This is a genomic window from [Leptolyngbya] sp. PCC 7376, assembly GCF_000316605.1.
Lineage (GTDB): Bacteria > Cyanobacteriota > Cyanobacteriia > Cyanobacteriales > MRBY01 > MRBY01.
Map to the genome: position 1 here is coordinate 4,813,222 of NC_019683.1, position 18,849 is coordinate 4,832,070.

The following is an 18,849-nucleotide window of genomic DNA, read 5'->3' on the forward strand; positions in this document are numbered from 1 at the left end:
CAATAAAAAGTCTAAGCCTAAGAATATAGCTATTTGAGTGGTGAAGCAGAATATATACTCAGTACTTTTTTAAGACTATTAATTCTTCAAGAAATTTCAGGAAATTCATATCAAAACTTTGCATTTACTCTAGAATTCAGAATCTATAATTCTGTGAAGTAAGTGTCATCCTTTGGATTTTTTTCCCAATGTCCAACACAGTCTCTCCTTCGGCTAGTAAATCTTTCAAAAATGCTTTTATATCCTATGGACGAGCGGACAGCCTAGACTTTGCAAAATGGCTCAACGACAAACTTGTCGACCAAGGCTATGACATTTGGTTTGATTTTGAAAATATTCCTCAGGGTGTCGATTACCAGAAGCAAATTGATGCGGGCATCGAAAATGCTGACAATTTCATTTTTGTAATCGCGCCCCACGCCACAAATTCTCCCTACTGTCGCAAAGAAGTTGAGTTGGCGATCGCCCTGAATAAACGCCTTGTGCCGATCATGCATGTGGAAGAAATTTCGCGAGAAACTTGGCAGGGACGAAATCCTAATGGCACCGACGAACAGTGGGAAGCTTACAAAACAGAGGGACTCCATTCTTGTTTTACGAATCTACATCCTGAGCTGGGCAAGATTAATTGGAACCAAGTCAGTTTTAAAGAAGGCGTTAACGACTACGAGCAGTCTTTTCAGGCACTCGTCGATATCTTCGAACGACAGAGTAACTATGTCCGCCAGCACACCGAATTTCTTGATGGTGCCCTGAAATGGGAGCGGGGGCAAAAACAATCGCAACTATTGCTGGATGAGGAACAAACTCTCCGGGCACAACATTGGCTCCAAACTAAATTTCACGGAGAACAGCCCCCTTGTGTGCCAACGGATCTCCACTGCGAATTCATTACGGAGAGCTTGAAACGATTACCGAATGGCATGTCGCAGCTCTTTTTTGCCCATGCGAATTCGGATACTGAAACGATGCAATCTCTGCGGCAGCAAATGCGGCGGGCAGGTTATAGCGTTTGGACTCCGGAAGCGGATATTCAGTCAGGGCAAGATGTGCAAGCAGAAATATTGCGAGGCATCGAAGGGGCAGATAGTTTTATTTATTTGATGTCATCCCAATCTCTTGAATCATCGGACTGTCAGTCACAGCTACAGTATGCCCAAACCCTCAAAAAACGGATTATTCCCATCAGGCTAGAGTCCATAGGGTCTGATACACTCCCAGCTAATCAACAAAAATTTTCGTGGATTGATTGCACTAGTGATGAGGCTGCCAGCAAACAGTTGGCGATTGCCCAAGTCTTAAAAGCAATTAAAGAAGAATCCAGCTTTTACGAACAACACCGCCAAATTTTAGTAAAAGCTCTAAGCTGGGATCGCCAAAAACGACCCAAATCATTGCTCCTACAGGGGCAGGACTTTACCCTCGCGGAACAATGGCTTGCCCTCAGTAAGACAGAGCAGAGTTCCCGCGCCACGGATCTCCAGCAAATCTACATCAAAGCTAGCCAGGAGATGAACCAATTTTTTGATGTCTTCATTTCCTACGGACGCGCTGACAGTAAAGACTTTGCGACCATTCTCCATGATCGGCTAGTAGAACAGGGCTTTAATGTTTGGTTCGATCAAAACGATATTCCTCTAGGCGTTGACTTTCAGGAGCAGATTAATGCCGGTATCGAAAAAGCCCACAACTTCCTTTTCATCATTGCGCCCCACTCTGTCAATTCTCCCTACTGTGGCAAAGAAGTCGATCTCGCACTTGACCTCAACAAACGCATTATCCCCATCTTGCATGTCGAGGAAATTAGCAAAGAAACATGGCAACAGCGCAACCCTTACAAAACTGAAGAATCAGATTGGGAAGAAGCACAGAAACAAGGCGCACATTCCAGCTTCAACAACATGAACCCAGAGATCGGCAAGATTAATTGGGTTTATTGCCGCGAACAGGACGATTTTGAGGCTTCCTTTGAAGGGTTGATGACCCTATGTCGTCAGCATGAAGACTACGTCAAACAGCACACCGAAATCTTGGCGAAGGCTCTGTCTTGGGAGAGCCATCAAAAACAATCTCAATATTTATTAGTTGGTGAGAATCGGATCGAAGCTGAAAAATGGCTCCTCACTCGCTTCACGGAAACCCAAGCACCTTGCTTTCCGACCGATCTTCACTGCGAATACATCACCGAAAGCATCAAAAATGCGAATAATTTGATGACTCAAGTGTTCCTCTCCCATTCGGATGAGGATCAAGAAATTGAAGACAAAGTGCGCCGCAGTTTAATGCGGGAAGGTTACACAGTCTGGAGCAGTCAAAGAGATATTGAGGCTGGAGTCGATTTTAACGCCGCGATTAACCGAGGCATTGAAACGACTGATAATATCGTCTATTTGCTCTCTCCAAATTCTCTTGCTTCGGAATATTGTCAAAAAGAAATTGACTACGCTCTATCGCTAAATAAACGAATTATCCCGTTAAATATTGCGGCCGTCGATGAAACTAATCTTCCAGCAGCCATTCAATCATTGCAATACATTGATTTAACCAATGGCATTGAAGACGAAACTTATCAAGCTCGTCTTAATGAGTTGCTGAAAATCCTCAACCAAGACAAAGCGTACTTTGAAGAACACAAAGCGATTTTGGTACGAGGTCTCAAATGGCAAGCCCAACAAAAAAACAACAGTATTTTATTACGTGGGCACAATCTCCGGGAAGCAGAAGCATGGCTCAAGCTTGCAGCCAAACGATCAGAATATGCTGCAACTCCCCTCCACCAAGAATTTATTCAGGCGAGTCTAGACCAACTAGAAGATGTTGCTCTTGATGTATTTGTATCCTATTCCCGCTCAGACTCAGACTTTGTGCGCCAACTCAATGATGCGCTACAAGTTCAAGGGAAAACGACTTGGTTTGATCAAGAAAATATTGCGTCAGGGACTGATTTTCAGGCAGAAATTTTCCAAGGAATTGAAACCTGCGATAACTTTCTGTTTGTGATTTCTCCAAATTCTGTTAATTCGCCTTACTGCGCTGGGGAAGTAGAGCACGCAGCGAAACTCGGTAAGCGTTTTGTGACAGTGCTTCACCAGTCAGTCAGTTCAGCATCGCTCCATCCAGAACTTGAGAAAGTGCAGTGGATTGATTTCAACAAAAATGATGGTGATTTCTACGCAAACTTTAGTGAATTAATTCGTACTCTCGACACAGATCGTGAACATGTCCGCAGCCACACAAAATGGTCGCAGCGTGCTCTAGATTGGGTCAATAAAAAACGTGGTAAAGATCTATTGCTGAGAGGTAATGAGTTTGCGATCGCCGAAAACTGGCTAAAAGAAGCAGATGACGGCAAGAAAACACCAAAGCCGACAACTCTACAGCGGGACTTTTTAATCGCGAGTAAAGAAGCCATAGAAGCTGCAATCCGCCGAGAAAAACGCATTTCGATGATTATTCGAACATTACTCGGAGTCGTAAGTGTGGCTTGCGTGATTGCATTTATCCAATACCGCCAAGCGAATTTTCAACGTAAACGGGCAGAAAGAGTTCAGGAAGGACAGATCAACGCCTTGAGCGATTATTCGGTTTCTCTCCTCGAAAACCATCAAGATCTACAGAGTTTGATTGAGGCGATTCGTGCTGGCCGACAACTACAACTCCAGCTTAAAACGGTAGACCAATCGACCGTTGATGCCGTCACGACGACTTTGCGCGATGCCTTACTCAATATTGAAGAAGTAAATCGGATTACAGGACACCCTTCAGCTCAAGGGATTAACGCAGTGGCCTATAGTCCTGACGAATCCATGGTTGCAACAGGTGGTGCCGATGGAAATATTCGTCTCTGGTCTGCTGAAGGTGAGTCTATACGCACCCTGGAAGACCATGAGGCTCCAATTTACGAAATGGAGTTTAGTCCTAATGGCAAGTTTTTACTCTCTGGTAGTGAAGATTTTACGGCAAGGCTTTGGGATCCTGAGACAGGAGAACTGTTGCGGACTTTTGAAGATCATGACAATTCGATTTATGGTGTCAGTTTCAGTCCAGACAGTCAGATAATTGCTACTGCCAGCGTTGATGGAACCGTCAACATATATTCAGTCGAAGGTCAGCTCTTACAAACTTTAGAGATAGATCTTGAAAATTATGATGTCAGTTTTAATGCTGATGGATCGGCGATCGCCACAGCTAGCGAAGATGGTATTTTACGGTTTTGGGATTTAGAAGGAGAATTGCGAAATGAAGTCGAAGCCCATGAAAATGGCATTAGCACCGTTGCTTTTAGTCCCAAGGGAGATTTAGTCGCAACGGGTAGCTGGGATCAGACCGCAAAACTCTGGACAATTGATGGTGAATCAGTTGTTACACTCCAAGGCCATACTGACGAGGTTAATCATCTTTTCTTTAGTGACGACGGTGAATTTTTAGTCACGACAAGCTACGATAATCTCGCCAAAGTTTGGTCACGTGAAGGTGAGTTACTTCATACAATTCGTGGCCATGAAGATGGCGTTTTAGGTGTCGCAATTAGTAAGGATTCTTCCACAGTTAAAACAACAAGCTTAGACGGAACAGCAAGGGTTTGGGACATTTCATCTTTACCCAATGTCAAAACTTTTGAAGATCAAACAGCCGATATTTTCGAAGTAGAATTTTCCCCTGATGAAAAGTGGATTGGTAGCGCAGGAGATAGTGGCGCGCGAATTTGGGATCTAGAAGGGAATTTAATTTCGGATCTCGACGGGGAAAATAATGCAATGCGTGATCTCGCCTTTAGTCAGGATGGTAGGTATCTTGCGACAGGCGAAGAAAATGGTGTCGTGAAGATCTGGGAATGGACTGGCGATAATTTTAAGCTTGTACAGACCGTCCAAAATGAGGATGCAGGGAAAATGCGGGCGATCGCCTTCCACCCTGAAGGGAAATATCTAGCAACGGCAGGAGATGGTGTCACAGTTCAATTGTGGACACTTGATGGGGAATCCGTATTCGTCTCAGAGGTGGCAGATTGGACCAACTCGATTGCCTTTAGTCCAGATGGAGAATTTTTAATTTCTGGTGGCTGGGATCAGATGATTAGCCTTTGGGATTTAGAGGGTAACCTCCTAAATAGTTGGGAAGCACACCCTGATTCCATTAATGGTTTGGCCTTTGGGAATGATGCTCAAACAATCATTTCTGCCAGCAACGATCAGACTGCCCAAATTTGGCAATTAGATGGCGCTTCAGGCTCGCCGACTTTAACGGTTAATCATGGAGCCGAAGTCAATAAAGCAACTCTCAGTCCTGATGGCAAAAATCTGATTACAGTCGGGGGACAAACCGTGAAGTTTTGGGATCTAGAAGGACGTTTACTCCAAACAATCGCCGCCCATAACGATATCATTTACGGTTTTGCCCTCAGTTCTGATGGCAAACAATTTGTGACTGGCAGTTATGACTCGACAGCCCGACTATGGTCATACCAACCCAAAGTGTCGGAAAAAGCCACGGAAATTTGGCAATTAGATCTGAATGCTTTAGTAGACCATGCATGCGGTGTTGCCCGAAATTATCTGACCTTTAACCCAGATGTCTCCGATAGTGATCGCCTTCTATGCGAGCCAGACCTTTAAGTTTTTGCACCTACTACCCTTCTTTGTTCTTTCACACTATTTTTAGCTCAACACCTAAACCTATGTTTTTTAATCAACGGTCTTTTTTGCAAAATACAACAGTTCTCACGATGGCGATCGCCGCAGGTCTCAATATCTCCCAGCCAGCTTCGAGTCAAACAACAGTTAGCTTGCCGGGATTTGACCCCAGTGATGACGGCTTTCAGTTTTCTAACCAAACCATGGCAAATAGCCTAGAATCTAGTGCCGATCTAAAGTCAAGCATTATTCGCAACTATGCCACTGGCTACGCTGACACCCTCAAGTTTTTGTTTGGAGAAAAAGCCGTTTGCCAAGGGTACGACGAAAATGGCGAATGTTATACCTCGTTCCAAGCTCGCCAATGGATGTCTGACCAAGCTCTTCTAGCAGCAAACTATGGTGTTTGTGATGGTATGGCTGTCGCTAGCCAACTACTTTGGCTCATCGAGAACCAAGATGAAAACCCATTCAGCGATCGCAGTCAAAACCTGAGTAATCTCCTCGGTGGACAAACCGATATTGCAGCCAACTCTCTCTCACCGAGTAACTCCAGACTACAAGAATTAATTTTAGAAGCCTATGCTAGCCAAACAGCTGACGAAATTTACGAAAGTATTACTGCTAGTCGCCAAAAACTTCCGAGTGAACTCCTTGAAAATATTGCAGATAGCATCGGGGACTACGCAGAAGATCCTTCCAAATGGCAAGGATTATTAACAATTGGAATTAATCGTATCGCCCCCGACGGACGCCTCATCGATGGCCATACCCTTGTTCCCTTTGCCGCAGAAATAATCGACGCAGAAAAACTCCTAGCCCGAGTCCACGTTTACGATGTTAACCATCCCAATACAACTCAATATCTCGAAATTGATGCTGCTGCAGAAACATGGCGATATCAGCCAGAGGGAGATACTGCGTATGAAGGAAATGCAGAGACCAAAAGCTTAGGAGTTGTCAGCCTTGCTGAACGTGCAATACCCTACATTGATGAACCTTTCGCTTCCTGTCCATTCTGTGCAACTGGAAACAGCGAACTCGAAGTTTCTTTCGTTGGTGTAGGTGAATTATTTATCGTTCCATTTGGATTTGATGGGGAGTCAGAAACTGAAGGAATTGGCTTTGATCCAGACAAGAAGGAATATGTTGACACTTTACCTGGTGCATCCATGATTGCAACCCAAGGAGGACTTGGGCAAAGTGTTGCCCGTAACTATACTGTCCCGGGAGATCTCGAAGGCTATTCAGTTTCTTACATTGGCCTGCCAGAAAGTGGTTTAGATGGCTATATCTCATTAACTAAGCCCGGCATCACAGCACAGCTTAATAAATCAAAAGTAGTCCCTTTCTTGGCGAGCTTAGACTATGCCCACCGACGGCAGCTCATTTATAATCCAAACCCTAAAGTTCTCAAATTTAAGAATTTAAATTATGAAGATGTTTCATTCACAGTTGATGACGAGACTAATCAAGTAAGCTACCAAGTCACTTTTGTCGGCGAAAATATCGACTGGAGTAACGAGGAAAGTAAGAAAAAATCGAGTAATCAATATTTTAGAGTTGACAAAGGTACTATGCGAGTAGATTTTGGGGGTCAAAATGAGTATGAGGATGAGGCTGATGTTTTCTTCAACATTGAAATTACACGTATCAACTCTGATGGCACAAAAACACAACTAGCCGTCGAAAATTTACAACGCAAGGTAACAGAATTCAGTTCATTTAGTTTAGTTAATCAGCCTTGGGACAAACTCGCTCAAGATGTAACAGCTCACGACATCAATATCGACGTCGTTGACTTACTAAAGTATTTTCCTGAGAATAAATACGATCCTAATATGAATGCATTGAACTACGTTCGTTTAAGTGATTATTGGAGAACAGAACTTGAAAAAGACATTGAGCCTAATTATGAACAGCGTCCCCATAGAGGGACAAGAAAGAAAGGGAGATAAGGCGCAGAACTAACCACTAATAAGAACTGGGTCGTCATCAAAAAAATCCTCTACTTTTTGCCCAAAGCCCGTAACCAGTTTGGGTCTTACTTCCCAGTTCATTTTCCGGGTGATCTATTTTTTTCTTTTTTCGTTTATTCCTATGAAATTATTTTTGCGTTCTACCATTGCTGCTCTATCAATTACGCCATTTATTTTCGCTCTACCTGCGGCGATCGCCCAAACATCCGAAAATGCAATATCTGAAAGCCTCGGTAACTTTAACCCAGTAACCGACGGCTTTTCTTTTACGAATGTGGCCCTGACCCAACAAATAAAAGAAACTTACAAAACCGATAGAGCAGCTCAGAATGCGATTAATACCGAAGCAATGATTTTCATGTTTGGCCCTGAAGTCTGTTTAGCAGGCTCAATCAGAGAAAACAGTACAGATAATTGTGTCCTCACCGCTGCAGCCAAACGATGGCTTTCCCAAAATATTGGCAGCATGAAAAATGGGGTTTGTGAAGGCATTGCCCTCTCCAGCCTATTTCTATGGCTGGGACGTAATGACGCCAGTAATTGGGATCGACCAAATACAGTAATTATTCCAATGGCAGGTCTTTTCACCGATGGAAAAGAGGGTACATCCCGAGCTAAGGATATCGCACTCACTAATCCCAGCCTGCATACTTACACCTCCTTACTCTTTTCGATGCAATCCCTAAAGGCTGTTTATAAAAATGCGAACACAAATCGCACCAGCCAAACTCCATCTCAACTTTTGACAGCAATCAAAAATAGTTTCACAACCAAAAGCACCTTCAATGTAGTGAGCGATCCTCTCTACACGATTGGGATCTACAAAGTTGATACAGACAACAAACTCTCTCAAGGGCACACCCTCCTACCCTACAAAATTGAACAGACAGGAGACGGCATAGCCAAGCTTTTCGTCTATGACAGTAACTACACTTACGGTAACGACATCAGCAAAAAACAAACCGACCCTAACTCAACCTTTATCGAGTTCAATGGCAATCAGTGGAGTTACGCACCGCCAGGATTAAAAACAGCCTATCGTGGTGATAAAAATACAAAAAACCTAGACATTTCTCTACTTTCTAAACGAGATCCAGCCAGTGGGTTTCATGACTGCGCATTCTGCCGTAGCGGCATTGGTGCTTTTGAAATTGATCTACTCGGCTCTGCAAATATGACAGTGAAGAATCTAGCAACAAACCGTCCTGTCGATAACAGCAATACAATTCCCTTCAAAGGCGGACTAGATCTCGATGTGCCACCTTTGTATGTTCTAAATGCTAACGGTTCATATCAGATCAGCTTAATTGGCAAAACAGCAACTAATATCGATGAATTCTTCGAAGGCGAAAGCTACTACAACGACACAGATTTTTTATCCAGTAGCGATCTGGTTGTAACCGGAGCAAATATCTCTATTGGTGCAGAAGAACTCGATTTAGATACTGGGGAAAAGGCAGAGATTTTTGTAAACAGCCGTCAAAATAATAATACAAACAGCATACCGACTAACCAAGTAGAATTTACACTTCAAGCAAGTACAAGTGGGGACTCACCAGCGATGTTTAGTGCCTTAGATGAAGCGAATACAAGCTATGACATTTTGGTTGAACCTATTGAACTAAATCCGAATAATAGTATCTTGATGCGTGTAGATTCTTCCGAACAGTTTATCTATTTAGCTGATGATAATGGCAAGGAAGATATCTACATTATTGATTTAGCCCGTACCAGCCTTAACGATAACAACAGCAAATCTTCCGAAGAAGAAATCTATGCTGAAATTACAGTTCCAGCAGATCAAGCCCTTATTTTTGACTATGGTAGCTGGGAAAAAGACAGTGAAAATTTAACTTTTTATCTCGTCAGTCAAACTGATTTAAAAAACACAAAAGTTTCTTATTTGAGCTTTGAAACTAACAAGCTTCAAAATATCACTCAAAACGCTTCTACAGCAGAGAACCGTGTAACTAGAGGAACGAGACGTAAGGGTCGCTAATATTCTTCTAGCTCTCCATCTATTTCATCTTTCAGAACAGGAAATCATTATCTCCTTGCTCGTTTTCATTCAGCAAATATTGGCCTTTTAATTCTAGAAGGCCAATATTTACAGCAAATTTCAGCCTAGCAAGGTGTATGAAGTAGTATAGGTGAGTTGACTGGTGAGGAAGAAAGTAGCATCTTGCCGAAAGCCTACTCATTAGACTTAAGACAGAAAATAGTGGATGCCTACGAAAGGGGTGGTGTGAGTCAAAGTAGTCTTGCCCGACAATTTGGAGTGGCGAAAAGTTTTGTACAAAAGCTCCTCGACCAAAAACGACTGACAGGGTCGATTGCTCCGAAAAAACGAAGCCAACAAACACCTCCCAAATTAAACGAAGAGCATCAAACAATATTGCGCCAGTTGCTCACCAAGAAAAACGATGCGACGCTAGCGGAACTATGTGATGAGATGGAGAAACGCACTGGTCTCCGTGTGGCCAATAGCACCATGCATCGCACCTTAAGAAGAATGGGATATAGCCTCAAAAAAACATTCTATCCAGACCTTAAGGCGACAAAACGAGTGCAACAAGCCAGATATGATTTTTGGCAGAAAATGCAAGCGACTCTAGCGAAAAACTTGATTTTTATCGATGAATCGGGCGTGAACTTAGCCATGACAAGACTGAGGGCACGTTCTGAGAAAGGGAAACGAGCTTATAGTCCGAAATCCAGTAAACGAGGCAAGAATGTTTCTTTGATTGGAGCATTAGGCTTCAAGGGAATGGTCGCTAATTATCATCTGCTGGGGAGTACGGATGGATTAACCTTTGAAGCATTCATCAGCCAGAAGTTAATACCAAACTTATGGGCGGGAGCATGTGTGGTGATGGATAACTGTTCGATTCATTTAGGAGAGTCAGTACGCACAATGATTGAGGCCGTGGGAGCTAAGTTGATTTACCTTCCTCCCTATTCTCCAGATTTTTCACCCATTGAAAATTGCTGGTCAAAGTTGAAAAGTACCTTGAAAAGTATCGGGGCAAGAACTTATCTAGCTCTAGACAAGGCAATTGAGGTAGCTTTTTCCAAGATTACCCTTGATGATATTCGATGCTGGTTTACACATTGCTGCTATTGCACCTCACTCGACTAGAAATTGCTATATGTCAGTAACATTTTTAGAAAAAAGGAAATATCAAACACTGCTTAACGTGAGTTCGGGTTAAGGAATTAGGATGAAATTCCGACAAGTTAGCCTGAAACTCCTATAAATCAAGAGTTTGTTTGGAATTTTATCTATGTACTGATTCGCAACAAAGCATTCTAATTGAAAATATCGTATTGATTGAGCTCAATCAGTAGAATATTGCATAAAATAATCGCTGCTCAATAAAGAATCAAGAAGCCTCAAACCCAGATTGGGAAAGACTTTTTTCCTGTTGTTCTTATCCCGAACTCACGTTGCTTACTTTAACGGCCTTTGGTTCTTGTTCCTGAGATTACAGGATTATAGAGATTAACACTTACTAACTGTTCCGTCATCGCGTTTGGAGGTTGTTTCGCCTGTTTTATAATCAAAGAAACAGTCTGTATAATCCCCAAGGCTTTCTGATTTGATGGCTCTGATATCATTCTGAAAACGAGCAAAGTCTTCAGAGGTTAGTTCTGTTTCAAGGTCAATATTTTTTTCTTCTAATAATCTTTGTAGAGCATTTATCACGTTACGTGATTTATTTAGTACTTGTTCTAGCTCAGAATCGGTTTGAGCTGTGTTCTGAGTTGGTTGAGCTTCCTGAATTAATTGAACATGGGAAGGTGGATTCAGAATATCGTTAGCAGTTAGTTTCAAGCTAGAAAATTGTTCTTAGTGAATATAGTCTGTACCGAAGTAATCAACGTGAATATAACCATCTTCACGTATTGGATGTGTCAAAATCCTAACTCGCTCCTGATTTGGTTCAATCATCCACACTTCAGGAATTTCAATCAGCGCATACTCTGTTTTTTTTCATTAGATAATCAGCGCGATTTTCTAAGATCTCAATAGCCAAGCGGGGAGTTTCACCAAAATTAAATACTGCGGCTCCCGGGTGATCGCCAACAGTTTTCCATAGCTCTTGTGGGCAGACCATCAGATCCGGAACGCGAGACGTATCCAAACCTGTACGAACCCCAACATTGAATAGGGTTGTAAGTTCGAGATCTTCTTTAATTGAGAAATAGTGCTGCAATTTAAAAAACAAGAATTAGCAAATCTTGCTTTTAATACCACTGGGAATTGAGTGGCTTACCAAACGCCCTCGATAAAGCTCAAAACGCAAATCATCACTGTTGTCTTGGTAGATGGAATTAGTACCTTTCATAGTCACCCATGTCCATGAAGTTTGATATTTAATTTTGGCACTAAAATTCTCAGCCAAAACAACTGAGCTTATAAACTTTGAGACTATAGCAGGCAAGGAGTGGGTTAAGACAGAATAGGATAGAAGCAATAAACATAGATGCCATGCCTGCTCCCCATAGTCTTGATTTACGCCTAAAAGCTGTTGCCGCCTTCGATAAAGGTGAACGAAAAAGTGATATCTGTCGCTTCTTTGGTATTAGCCGAAATACGCTAGACCTGTGGCTGAAACGACGAGAGAAAATCGGTTCAGTCGCTCCGAAGACAGATTACCGTCGAGGCCCTCAACCGAAGATTAATGATCTAGATGCTTTTCGTGCTTTTGCAGAGAAATATGGGCATCTAACCCAGAAGGAAATGGCGGAGAAATGGCCAGAGTCTATTAGTGATGCATCCAGACGTGAAGCTCTACGGAAAATTGAATTTACTCGAAAAAAAAGACCTATCGATATCAAGAGAGAGATAAAGAATTAGAAAAAGCATTTGTGGCACAACTGAAGCAGTATGTCCAAGAACGACTCGTATATATCGATGAAAGTGGATTTGATAATACCTTAGATTATGGGTATGGCTACTGCCATAAGTCAGAGAGGTTTATCGCAGAGAAGTTAGGTCATCGTACAGAACGAGTTAGCGTGATTGGAGGATGGCGAGAGGGAGAGCAGATAGCACCGATGGTATTTGAGGGCTATGCCAACAGCGCCTTAGTTTGCCAATGGGTAGAGGATTGCTTAGTGCCAGAGTTGATTCCGGGTCAAATTATTATTCTGGATAATGCCAGTGTTCATCCAAAGGAAAGAATACAAACATTGGTGGCGAAGGCAGGATGTGAAGTGATATTTTTGCCACCCTACTCACCACACCTGAACAAGATAGAGAAGTTTTGGGGGAGGTTAAAGAAGGAGGTAAGTAAGCTCATCAAGAAGACTGAGGATTTGTTCGATGCCATCAGAATAGCCTTCTGTTCTATGTCCTAACCTTCTCCTTCGCTGCTATATAAGCAATTTCTGATCGCTGGTATCCAATATTTATCCAGACAAGGATATTTCAAAAAAATCAATTATCGGGCGATCACCACATAACAGCATCAAAATAAGCATTTAGTGTGGCACTGGATAATCGAGTCCTCTTTTTTATGTATTTCAATCTTGACTCTAGAGGCGATCGCCAACCCTTTAAACCTAATTTTCAAGATTCACAGACATTAAAACACTGCCATCTGAGAATACGAATGCTAACCTTGATTTCTCGCACAGCCTAGAACTGGCCAAAACAATCTCAGTATTAAGAAAGATGCTAGTTAGGCTACAATTGTGTAGAAATCGTCAAGAAAATTTACAGGTCTTAGGAACCATCCAAAAAATTTATGTCTCTTCCCATTCGTAACGTTGCGATTATTGCCCACGTTGACCACGGTAAAACGACACTAGTCGATGCTTTGTTGCACCAGTCTGGCATTTTCCGAGAAGGCGAAGACATTCCTGATTGCGTGATGGATTCCAATGACCTTGAACGTGAACGCGGTATCACTATCCTTTCAAAGAACACTGCGGTTAAGTACGACGGCATTCACATCAATATAGTTGATACTCCTGGCCACGCCGACTTTGGTGGTGAAGTAGAGCGAGTCCTCGGCATGGTTGACGGCTGTATCTTGATCGTCGACGCAAACGAAGGCCCTATGCCTCAAACGCGTTTCGTACTAAAAAAAGCACTTGAAAAAGGTCTACGTCCAATCGTTGTTGTTAACAAGATTGATCGCCCTAATGTTCACCCCGAAACTGCTGTTGATAAAGTATTTGACCTTTTCGTAGAGCTGGGTGCTGACGACGACCAGTGTGATTTCACAACGCTTTATGCTTCTGGTCTCTCTGGTTTCGCGAAGGAAAATCTAGAGGATGAAGATAAGGACATGGAGCCTTTGTTTCATGCGATTCTTCAGCATGTTCCCCCACCAGCAGGTGATCCGGAGAAGCAAATTCAACTTCAGGTCACAACCCTTGACTATTCCGATTATCTCGGACGTATTGTGATTGGTCGTATTCATAACGGCACTATCCAAGCGGGTCAACAGGCTGCGCTTGTTAAAGAAGATGGCAGTATTGTAAAGGCAAAAATTGCCAAGCTTCTCGGTTTTGAAGGTTTAGCACGGGTTGAGCTGAAAGAAGCTTCTGCTGGTCAGATTGTGGCGATCGCCGGATTTGCGGATGCAAACATCGGTGAAACAATTACATCTCCTGATGATCCTCAGGCATTGCCTCTGATCAAGGTAGACGAGCCAACATTGCAGATGACTTTCTCTGTAAATAACTCTCCTTTTGCTGGTCAAGAAGGTAAGTTTGTGACCTCTCGTCAGATTCGCGATCGCCTCGAAAGAGAGCTCGAAACTAACGTGGCATTACGCGTTGAAGATGGCGACACTTCCGACAGTTTTGAAGTAGCGGGTCGTGGTGAGCTGCACCTCGGTATTTTGATCGAGACCATGCGTCGCGAAGGCTATGAATTCCAAGTGGCACAGCCTAAAGTGATTTACCGCGAAGTCAATGGGAAGCCTTGCGAGCCTTATGAGTACCTCGTTCTTGACGTTCCAGAAGAATCTGTTGGTAGCTGTATCGAGCGCCTCGGACAGCGTAAAGGCGAAATGCAAGACATGCAAGCTGGTGCTGGCGGTCGCTCCCAACTCGAATTTGTTGTTCCTGCCCGTGGTCTGATCGGTTTCCGTGGTGACTTTATCCGCATCACTCGCGGTGCTGGCATCATGAACCACAGCTTCCTTGAGTATCGTCCTATCTGTGGCGAATTGGAAATGCGCTACAACGGTATCATTACTGCCTTTGAGGAAGGAACTGCAACCTTCTACGCCCTCAAGAATGCTGAAGACCGTGGTCAATTCTTCATTACTCCAGGTACCAAAGTTTATAAGGGCATGATTGTCGGTGAGCACAACCGTCCTCAGGATCTCGCGCTAAATGTTTGTAAGGCAAAGCAACTTACAAACCACCGTGCAGCTAGTGGTGACGAACTTGTGCAACTACAATCACCCATGGAAATGAACCTTGAGCGTGCTCTTGAGTACATTGGGCCTGGTGAACTTGTTGAGATTACGCCTGAGTCGATTCGTCTCCGTAAGCTTGAAACAAAAAAAATGGCTAAGCGCTAAATCCCAGCGCAAATCGCATTCGTTAGATTCATAAAGATCTAAATAAAAAATTGAAGTAGAGGTTGCTTTAATAAGCCTCTACTTTTTTGTTGCCTATTTTCTTCGCTCAGTCACCATGAAACAAAGCCTTATTCGGAACAAAGCCATTCCTTTACAACCCGCTCTAATTCCTGCGGATTAATGGGTTTGCTAATGTAGTCATTCATGCCACTGCTTAAACATTTTTCGCGATCGCCCTTCATCGCATTTGCAGTAATCGCAATAATCGGCACAGCTTGATACTGTTCCCCAGCTTGCCCATTACGAATTAACTGAGTTGCCTCATAGCCATCCATCACAGGCATCTGACAATCCATAAAAATCAAATCATAGGGCTTATTATCTATTGCAGAAGACTGGAGTTGTTCTAGCGCTTCCTGGCCATTATTCGCGATCTCAATCGTCAATCCTCGCTTCTTAAACAAACCTCTCATCACCAATTGATTCACTTGATTGTCTTCAGCCAATAAAAATCGCTTTGTTTTAGCTGATGATAAATCAGCAATTTTAGACTGCTTAACATGTGTAGATGGTTCAGCTTGTAAAACTTCTGAAACAGGATGTTGGAAATTTACGTGAAAGAAAAACTCGCTACCAATTCCAACTTCACTCTTCACGTGAATCTCGCCACCCATTAAGTCGCACAACTGCTTTGTGATTGCCAAACCTAATCCCGTACCACCATATTTACGAGTGGTGCTTCGATCCTCTTGGGTAAAGGCATCAAATAAACTGTTGAGTTTATCGGGGGCAATGCCAATGCCAGTATCACGAACTAATCCATGGAACACTATGTTTTGTTCAGTATGAGTTAGTTCACCTTGAATATAAATCTCACCTTGCTCAGTAAATTTGAGCGCATTACCAACCAAATTATTTAGAATTTGTTGAAATCGTCCTTCATCACCTCGCACTAACGCTGGCTCAAGATCTTTTAGATTTAAAGTGAGTTTTAAATGTTTTTTTTCTGCACGGAAGGCGATCGCCGGAATAAAACGCTCAAAGAATCGGTGTAGATCAAAATCAAGATGTTCAAGAGCTAATTTCCCTGCTTCAATTTTAGAAAAATCAAGAATATCGTTAATCAAAAATAGAAGAGATTGAGCACTAGATTGAGCCACCTCCACGCGCGATCGTTGTTCGACATTCAACATTTGATCTTCGCTTAGCAAAGATAACATCCCCAAGACTCCATTCATCGGTGTACGAATTTCATGGCTCATATTTGCCAGAAAAACACTCTTATGGTGACTAGCGATCTCTGCTATATTGCGTGCCTCATCAAGTTCATCAACTTGCTCTTCTAAGCGATTATTTGTTTGCTGCAGATCGGTAATAAATCGCTTTAACTGGAGTGCCATGGAACCGAGAGATTGACCAAGACGATCCAACTCTTGCCAACGTGTTAAAGGGATCGATTTATCTAATTCTCCTTGGGCGATCGCATCAGACACATCAACCAGTTGGATAATCTGTTTTTTGATCCATGAAGACGTCCAGATGCTAGCAAATACCGCAATCACAAGAGCAAGAATACATAAACCGATTGTAATTCTTGTATTTCGTTGAATATCTGCCGCAAAAGCTGATTCTGGCAGAATAACACCAACAATCCATTTCAAGCCCATGTCATTGGTGACATCATGAAAATAAACAAAATAGCGCTGTCCATCATAAACAAAGTCATGTTGTGGCACATGTGGATGTGCAGAAGCCATTTGATGATGATGAAACGCTTCACCACTCGCCCTTAACAACGGATCATCCGTCTGGCGTAATAACGAGCGAGTTGGTTGAGGTTGCTTAGAAGAAGCCTCTAGCTCCTCAAAAATATCGCGGGTGTGAGAGCTGGCAATTAAACGGCCATCCTCATCAAGAATGAAGCTTTCCCCAATGTCGAGGGGCTTTAGCTCCGATAAAAAATGATGTAAGCCATCTAAACTAATGTCAGTACCAAAGGCACCCAACACATTATTATTTTCGTCGTATAACGGTACTGAGGCAGTAATGCCTAAATCAAGTCGCGGAAAAAAACTATATATATCGCTCCAATTCATTCTTTGTCGACGCAAAGAGGCTTTGTACCAATCACGCCGACGAGGATCATAATCAGGATCCTGCCTAATTAACTCCTGCTTTTTACCTCGATCATTTGTACGATAAATCAAAAAGTCTCCAGCTTGATAATTTTCTGTCATTTCAATGTTTGGCCACTGAGTTGATGTTTGCCCAGCACCAACAAATCCGCCCTGATCTTCATCGGCAAAATAGATATATTTCAACGTTGGAAAAGTTCTCAGTTGCTGCCAAAAATGTAGTGACAACGAATCAGGGTCATTTAAATCAATTAATCCTAGACGAAGTGCCTCGAGATTAATCTGATTTACTTGAAAACAAATTTCTAAATAGTTATTGAGGTGCTCATCAATTCTTTGACCGACTTCTTCTTGGAGTTGAGTCGCTAATTCTTGAACTGTCCGTTGTCCATTACGTAGAGAAAGATAACCCGTTAGACCGACGGCAAGACTAATTTCCACTAAAAATGGCACGATTAATACGAGATTTAATGGCCATAGGCGAGAGCGGGAACTAGCTAATTTCATAAATGCAACAATCTTCTTTGTCCATTTAATCGCAAGAAAGGCAATGTTATTTTTGACTCAAAAAAACACTAAGCACCCAGAGTATTAAATAAAAAGCTGAATGGTTCACTAACTTTAATTTAAACGTAAAAGCACTTGATTTTTGGTGAAAACACACACTTTTTTATTTAAGATTCAAAGAAGTTTTTTGATATTTTCAAAAGCTTTTATAGGCAAAGCTATAGGCTTACAATTGGCGTTCTGTCTGGAGCATACGTCGATAGGATAGCCAACCACCGATAATCATGGCGATCGCAAAAATCCCCAAAAACCACAAATGATTGGCGATCGCCCCCAAATCTTCCCCTTCAGCCCAAAGTCCGACAAGGGATTCATTCATATGAAAAATCGGATTATATTGCGCAATTTCTAATAGTCGGTCTGGAAATAAAGATGTAGGCAAAAACGCCCCCCCAAGAATAAGTAACGGCACGCCAAAGGTTGCGACCAGAGCATTCACATCCTCCGTTCGCTTCGCGAGTTGTGTCCCTAAAATAAACCCGACTCCCACATACGCAATTATGCTAAGCAAGATAATGGCCATACCCAGCACTGGTGAACCTTCAAACTCTGACCCCATAAAAATGGCGATCGCCAACACCAGTAGAGATTGACCAATGCCGATGACACAATGAGCTAAGAAAATTCCGAGAAAATAGGCTGTACCGCTGAGGGGCGAAATAAATAAACGTTTTAATGTGTGCTGTTCCCGTTCCGAAACGACTGTCGCAACACTGCCACCCAAACAACTGAAAAATAGAGCTGCTCCCACAAGCGTCGAAGGAGCAGCAAATTCCATCGCCTCAGCCAACGTTAAACTTGCCCGTTCTGCCAAGATAAAGCCATTGAGAAACAGCAAAGAGACTGGAAACAGACACCAAAATACCAAACTCCGCCGCCGCCGCCACAACTCCAACAAAATACGTTGGGTCACTGCAATAGTCTCTTGCCAATATCTCATCAAAAAAATCCGGAAGCGCCGATACATCTGCTCTTCAATGTAGTCGTA

8 protein-coding genes and 1 pseudogene are annotated in these 18,849 nt (G+C 42.7%); 6 read left to right on the top strand and 3 right to left on the bottom strand.

Translation table 11 applies throughout. The features are described from left to right. Nucleotides 1–188 precede the first annotated feature (188 nt). The 4 genes from LEPTO7376_RS21590 to LEPTO7376_RS21605 all read left to right on the top strand — a co-directional run bounded on the left by LEPTO7376_RS21590 (nt 189) and on the right by LEPTO7376_RS21605 (nt 10,751). Nucleotides 189–5,615 (top strand): TIR domain-containing protein, encoded by a 5,427-nt coding sequence (locus LEPTO7376_RS21590; protein ID WP_015136140.1) that lies wholly within the window; start codon nt 189–191, stop codon nt 5,613–5,615. A gap of 86 nt (nt 5,616–5,701) precedes the next feature. After that, the gene (locus tag LEPTO7376_RS21595; RefSeq protein WP_160148547.1) at nt 5,702–7,591 is read left to right on the top strand and encodes a hypothetical protein; all 1,890 of its coding nucleotides are present in this window, start codon (nt 5,702–5,704) and stop codon (nt 7,589–7,591) included. Between the two features lie 142 nt (nt 7,592–7,733). Next, nucleotides 7,734–9,611, top strand: coding sequence for a hypothetical protein (locus LEPTO7376_RS21600; RefSeq protein WP_015136142.1), 1,878 nt, complete (start codon nt 7,734–7,736; stop codon nt 9,609–9,611). Nucleotides 9,612–9,767: 156 nt separating this feature from the next. Then, complete coding sequence (locus tag LEPTO7376_RS21605; RefSeq protein WP_015132345.1) at nt 9,768–10,751, top strand: IS630 family transposase; 984 nt, start codon at nt 9,768–9,770, stop codon at nt 10,749–10,751. A 363-nt stretch (nt 10,752–11,114) separates the two neighbouring features. Here the strand turns inward: LEPTO7376_RS21605 and LEPTO7376_RS24050 are convergent, their stop codons facing one another. Continuing rightward, nucleotides 11,115–11,447 (bottom strand): hypothetical protein, encoded by a 333-nt coding sequence (locus LEPTO7376_RS24050; RefSeq protein WP_051188841.1) that lies wholly within the window; start codon nt 11,445–11,447, stop codon nt 11,115–11,117. Nucleotides 11,448–12,104: 657 nt separating this feature from the next. Between LEPTO7376_RS24050 and LEPTO7376_RS29340 the strand changes: the two are divergent. After that, nucleotides 12,105–12,976: pseudogene (locus LEPTO7376_RS29340) on the top strand (IS630 family transposase). Nucleotides 12,977–13,365: 389 nt separating this feature from the next. After that, a complete protein-coding gene (gene typA, locus LEPTO7376_RS21625; RefSeq protein WP_015136143.1) occupies nt 13,366–15,159 on the top strand; it encodes a translational GTPase TypA in 1,794 nt (597 codons plus the stop codon). A 128-nt stretch (nt 15,160–15,287) separates the two neighbouring features. Here the strand turns inward: typA and LEPTO7376_RS21630 are convergent, their stop codons facing one another. Then, nucleotides 15,288–17,801: an ATP-binding protein gene (locus LEPTO7376_RS21630; RefSeq protein ID WP_015136144.1), complete on the bottom strand. Its 2,514-nt coding sequence runs from the start codon at nt 17,799–17,801 to the stop codon at nt 15,288–15,290. Between the two features lie 226 nt (nt 17,802–18,027). Next, nucleotides 18,028–18,801 (bottom strand): ABC transporter permease, encoded by a 774-nt coding sequence (locus LEPTO7376_RS21635; protein WP_041766306.1) that lies wholly within the window; start codon nt 18,799–18,801, stop codon nt 18,028–18,030. Nucleotides 18,802–18,849 lie beyond the last annotated feature (48 nt).

What these genes read in the sequence shown, in the direction of transcription:
- LEPTO7376_RS21590 (WP_015136140.1), top strand. Translation starts at nt 189, where the DNA reads ATGTCCAACACAGTCTCTCCTTCGGCTAGTAAATCTTTCAAAAATGCT.
- LEPTO7376_RS21600 (WP_015136142.1), top strand. Translation starts at nt 7,734, where the DNA reads ATGAAATTATTTTTGCGTTCTACCATTGCTGCTCTATCAATTACGCCA.
- typA (WP_015136143.1), top strand. Translation starts at nt 13,366, where the DNA reads ATGTCTCTTCCCATTCGTAACGTTGCGATTATTGCCCACGTTGACCAC.
- LEPTO7376_RS21630 (WP_015136144.1), bottom strand. Translation starts at nt 17,801, where the DNA reads ATGAAATTAGCTAGTTCCCGCTCTCGCCTATGGCCATTAAATCTCGTA.
- LEPTO7376_RS21635 (WP_041766306.1), bottom strand. Translation starts at nt 18,801, where the DNA reads ATGAGATATTGGCAAGAGACTATTGCAGTGACCCAACGTATTTTGTTG.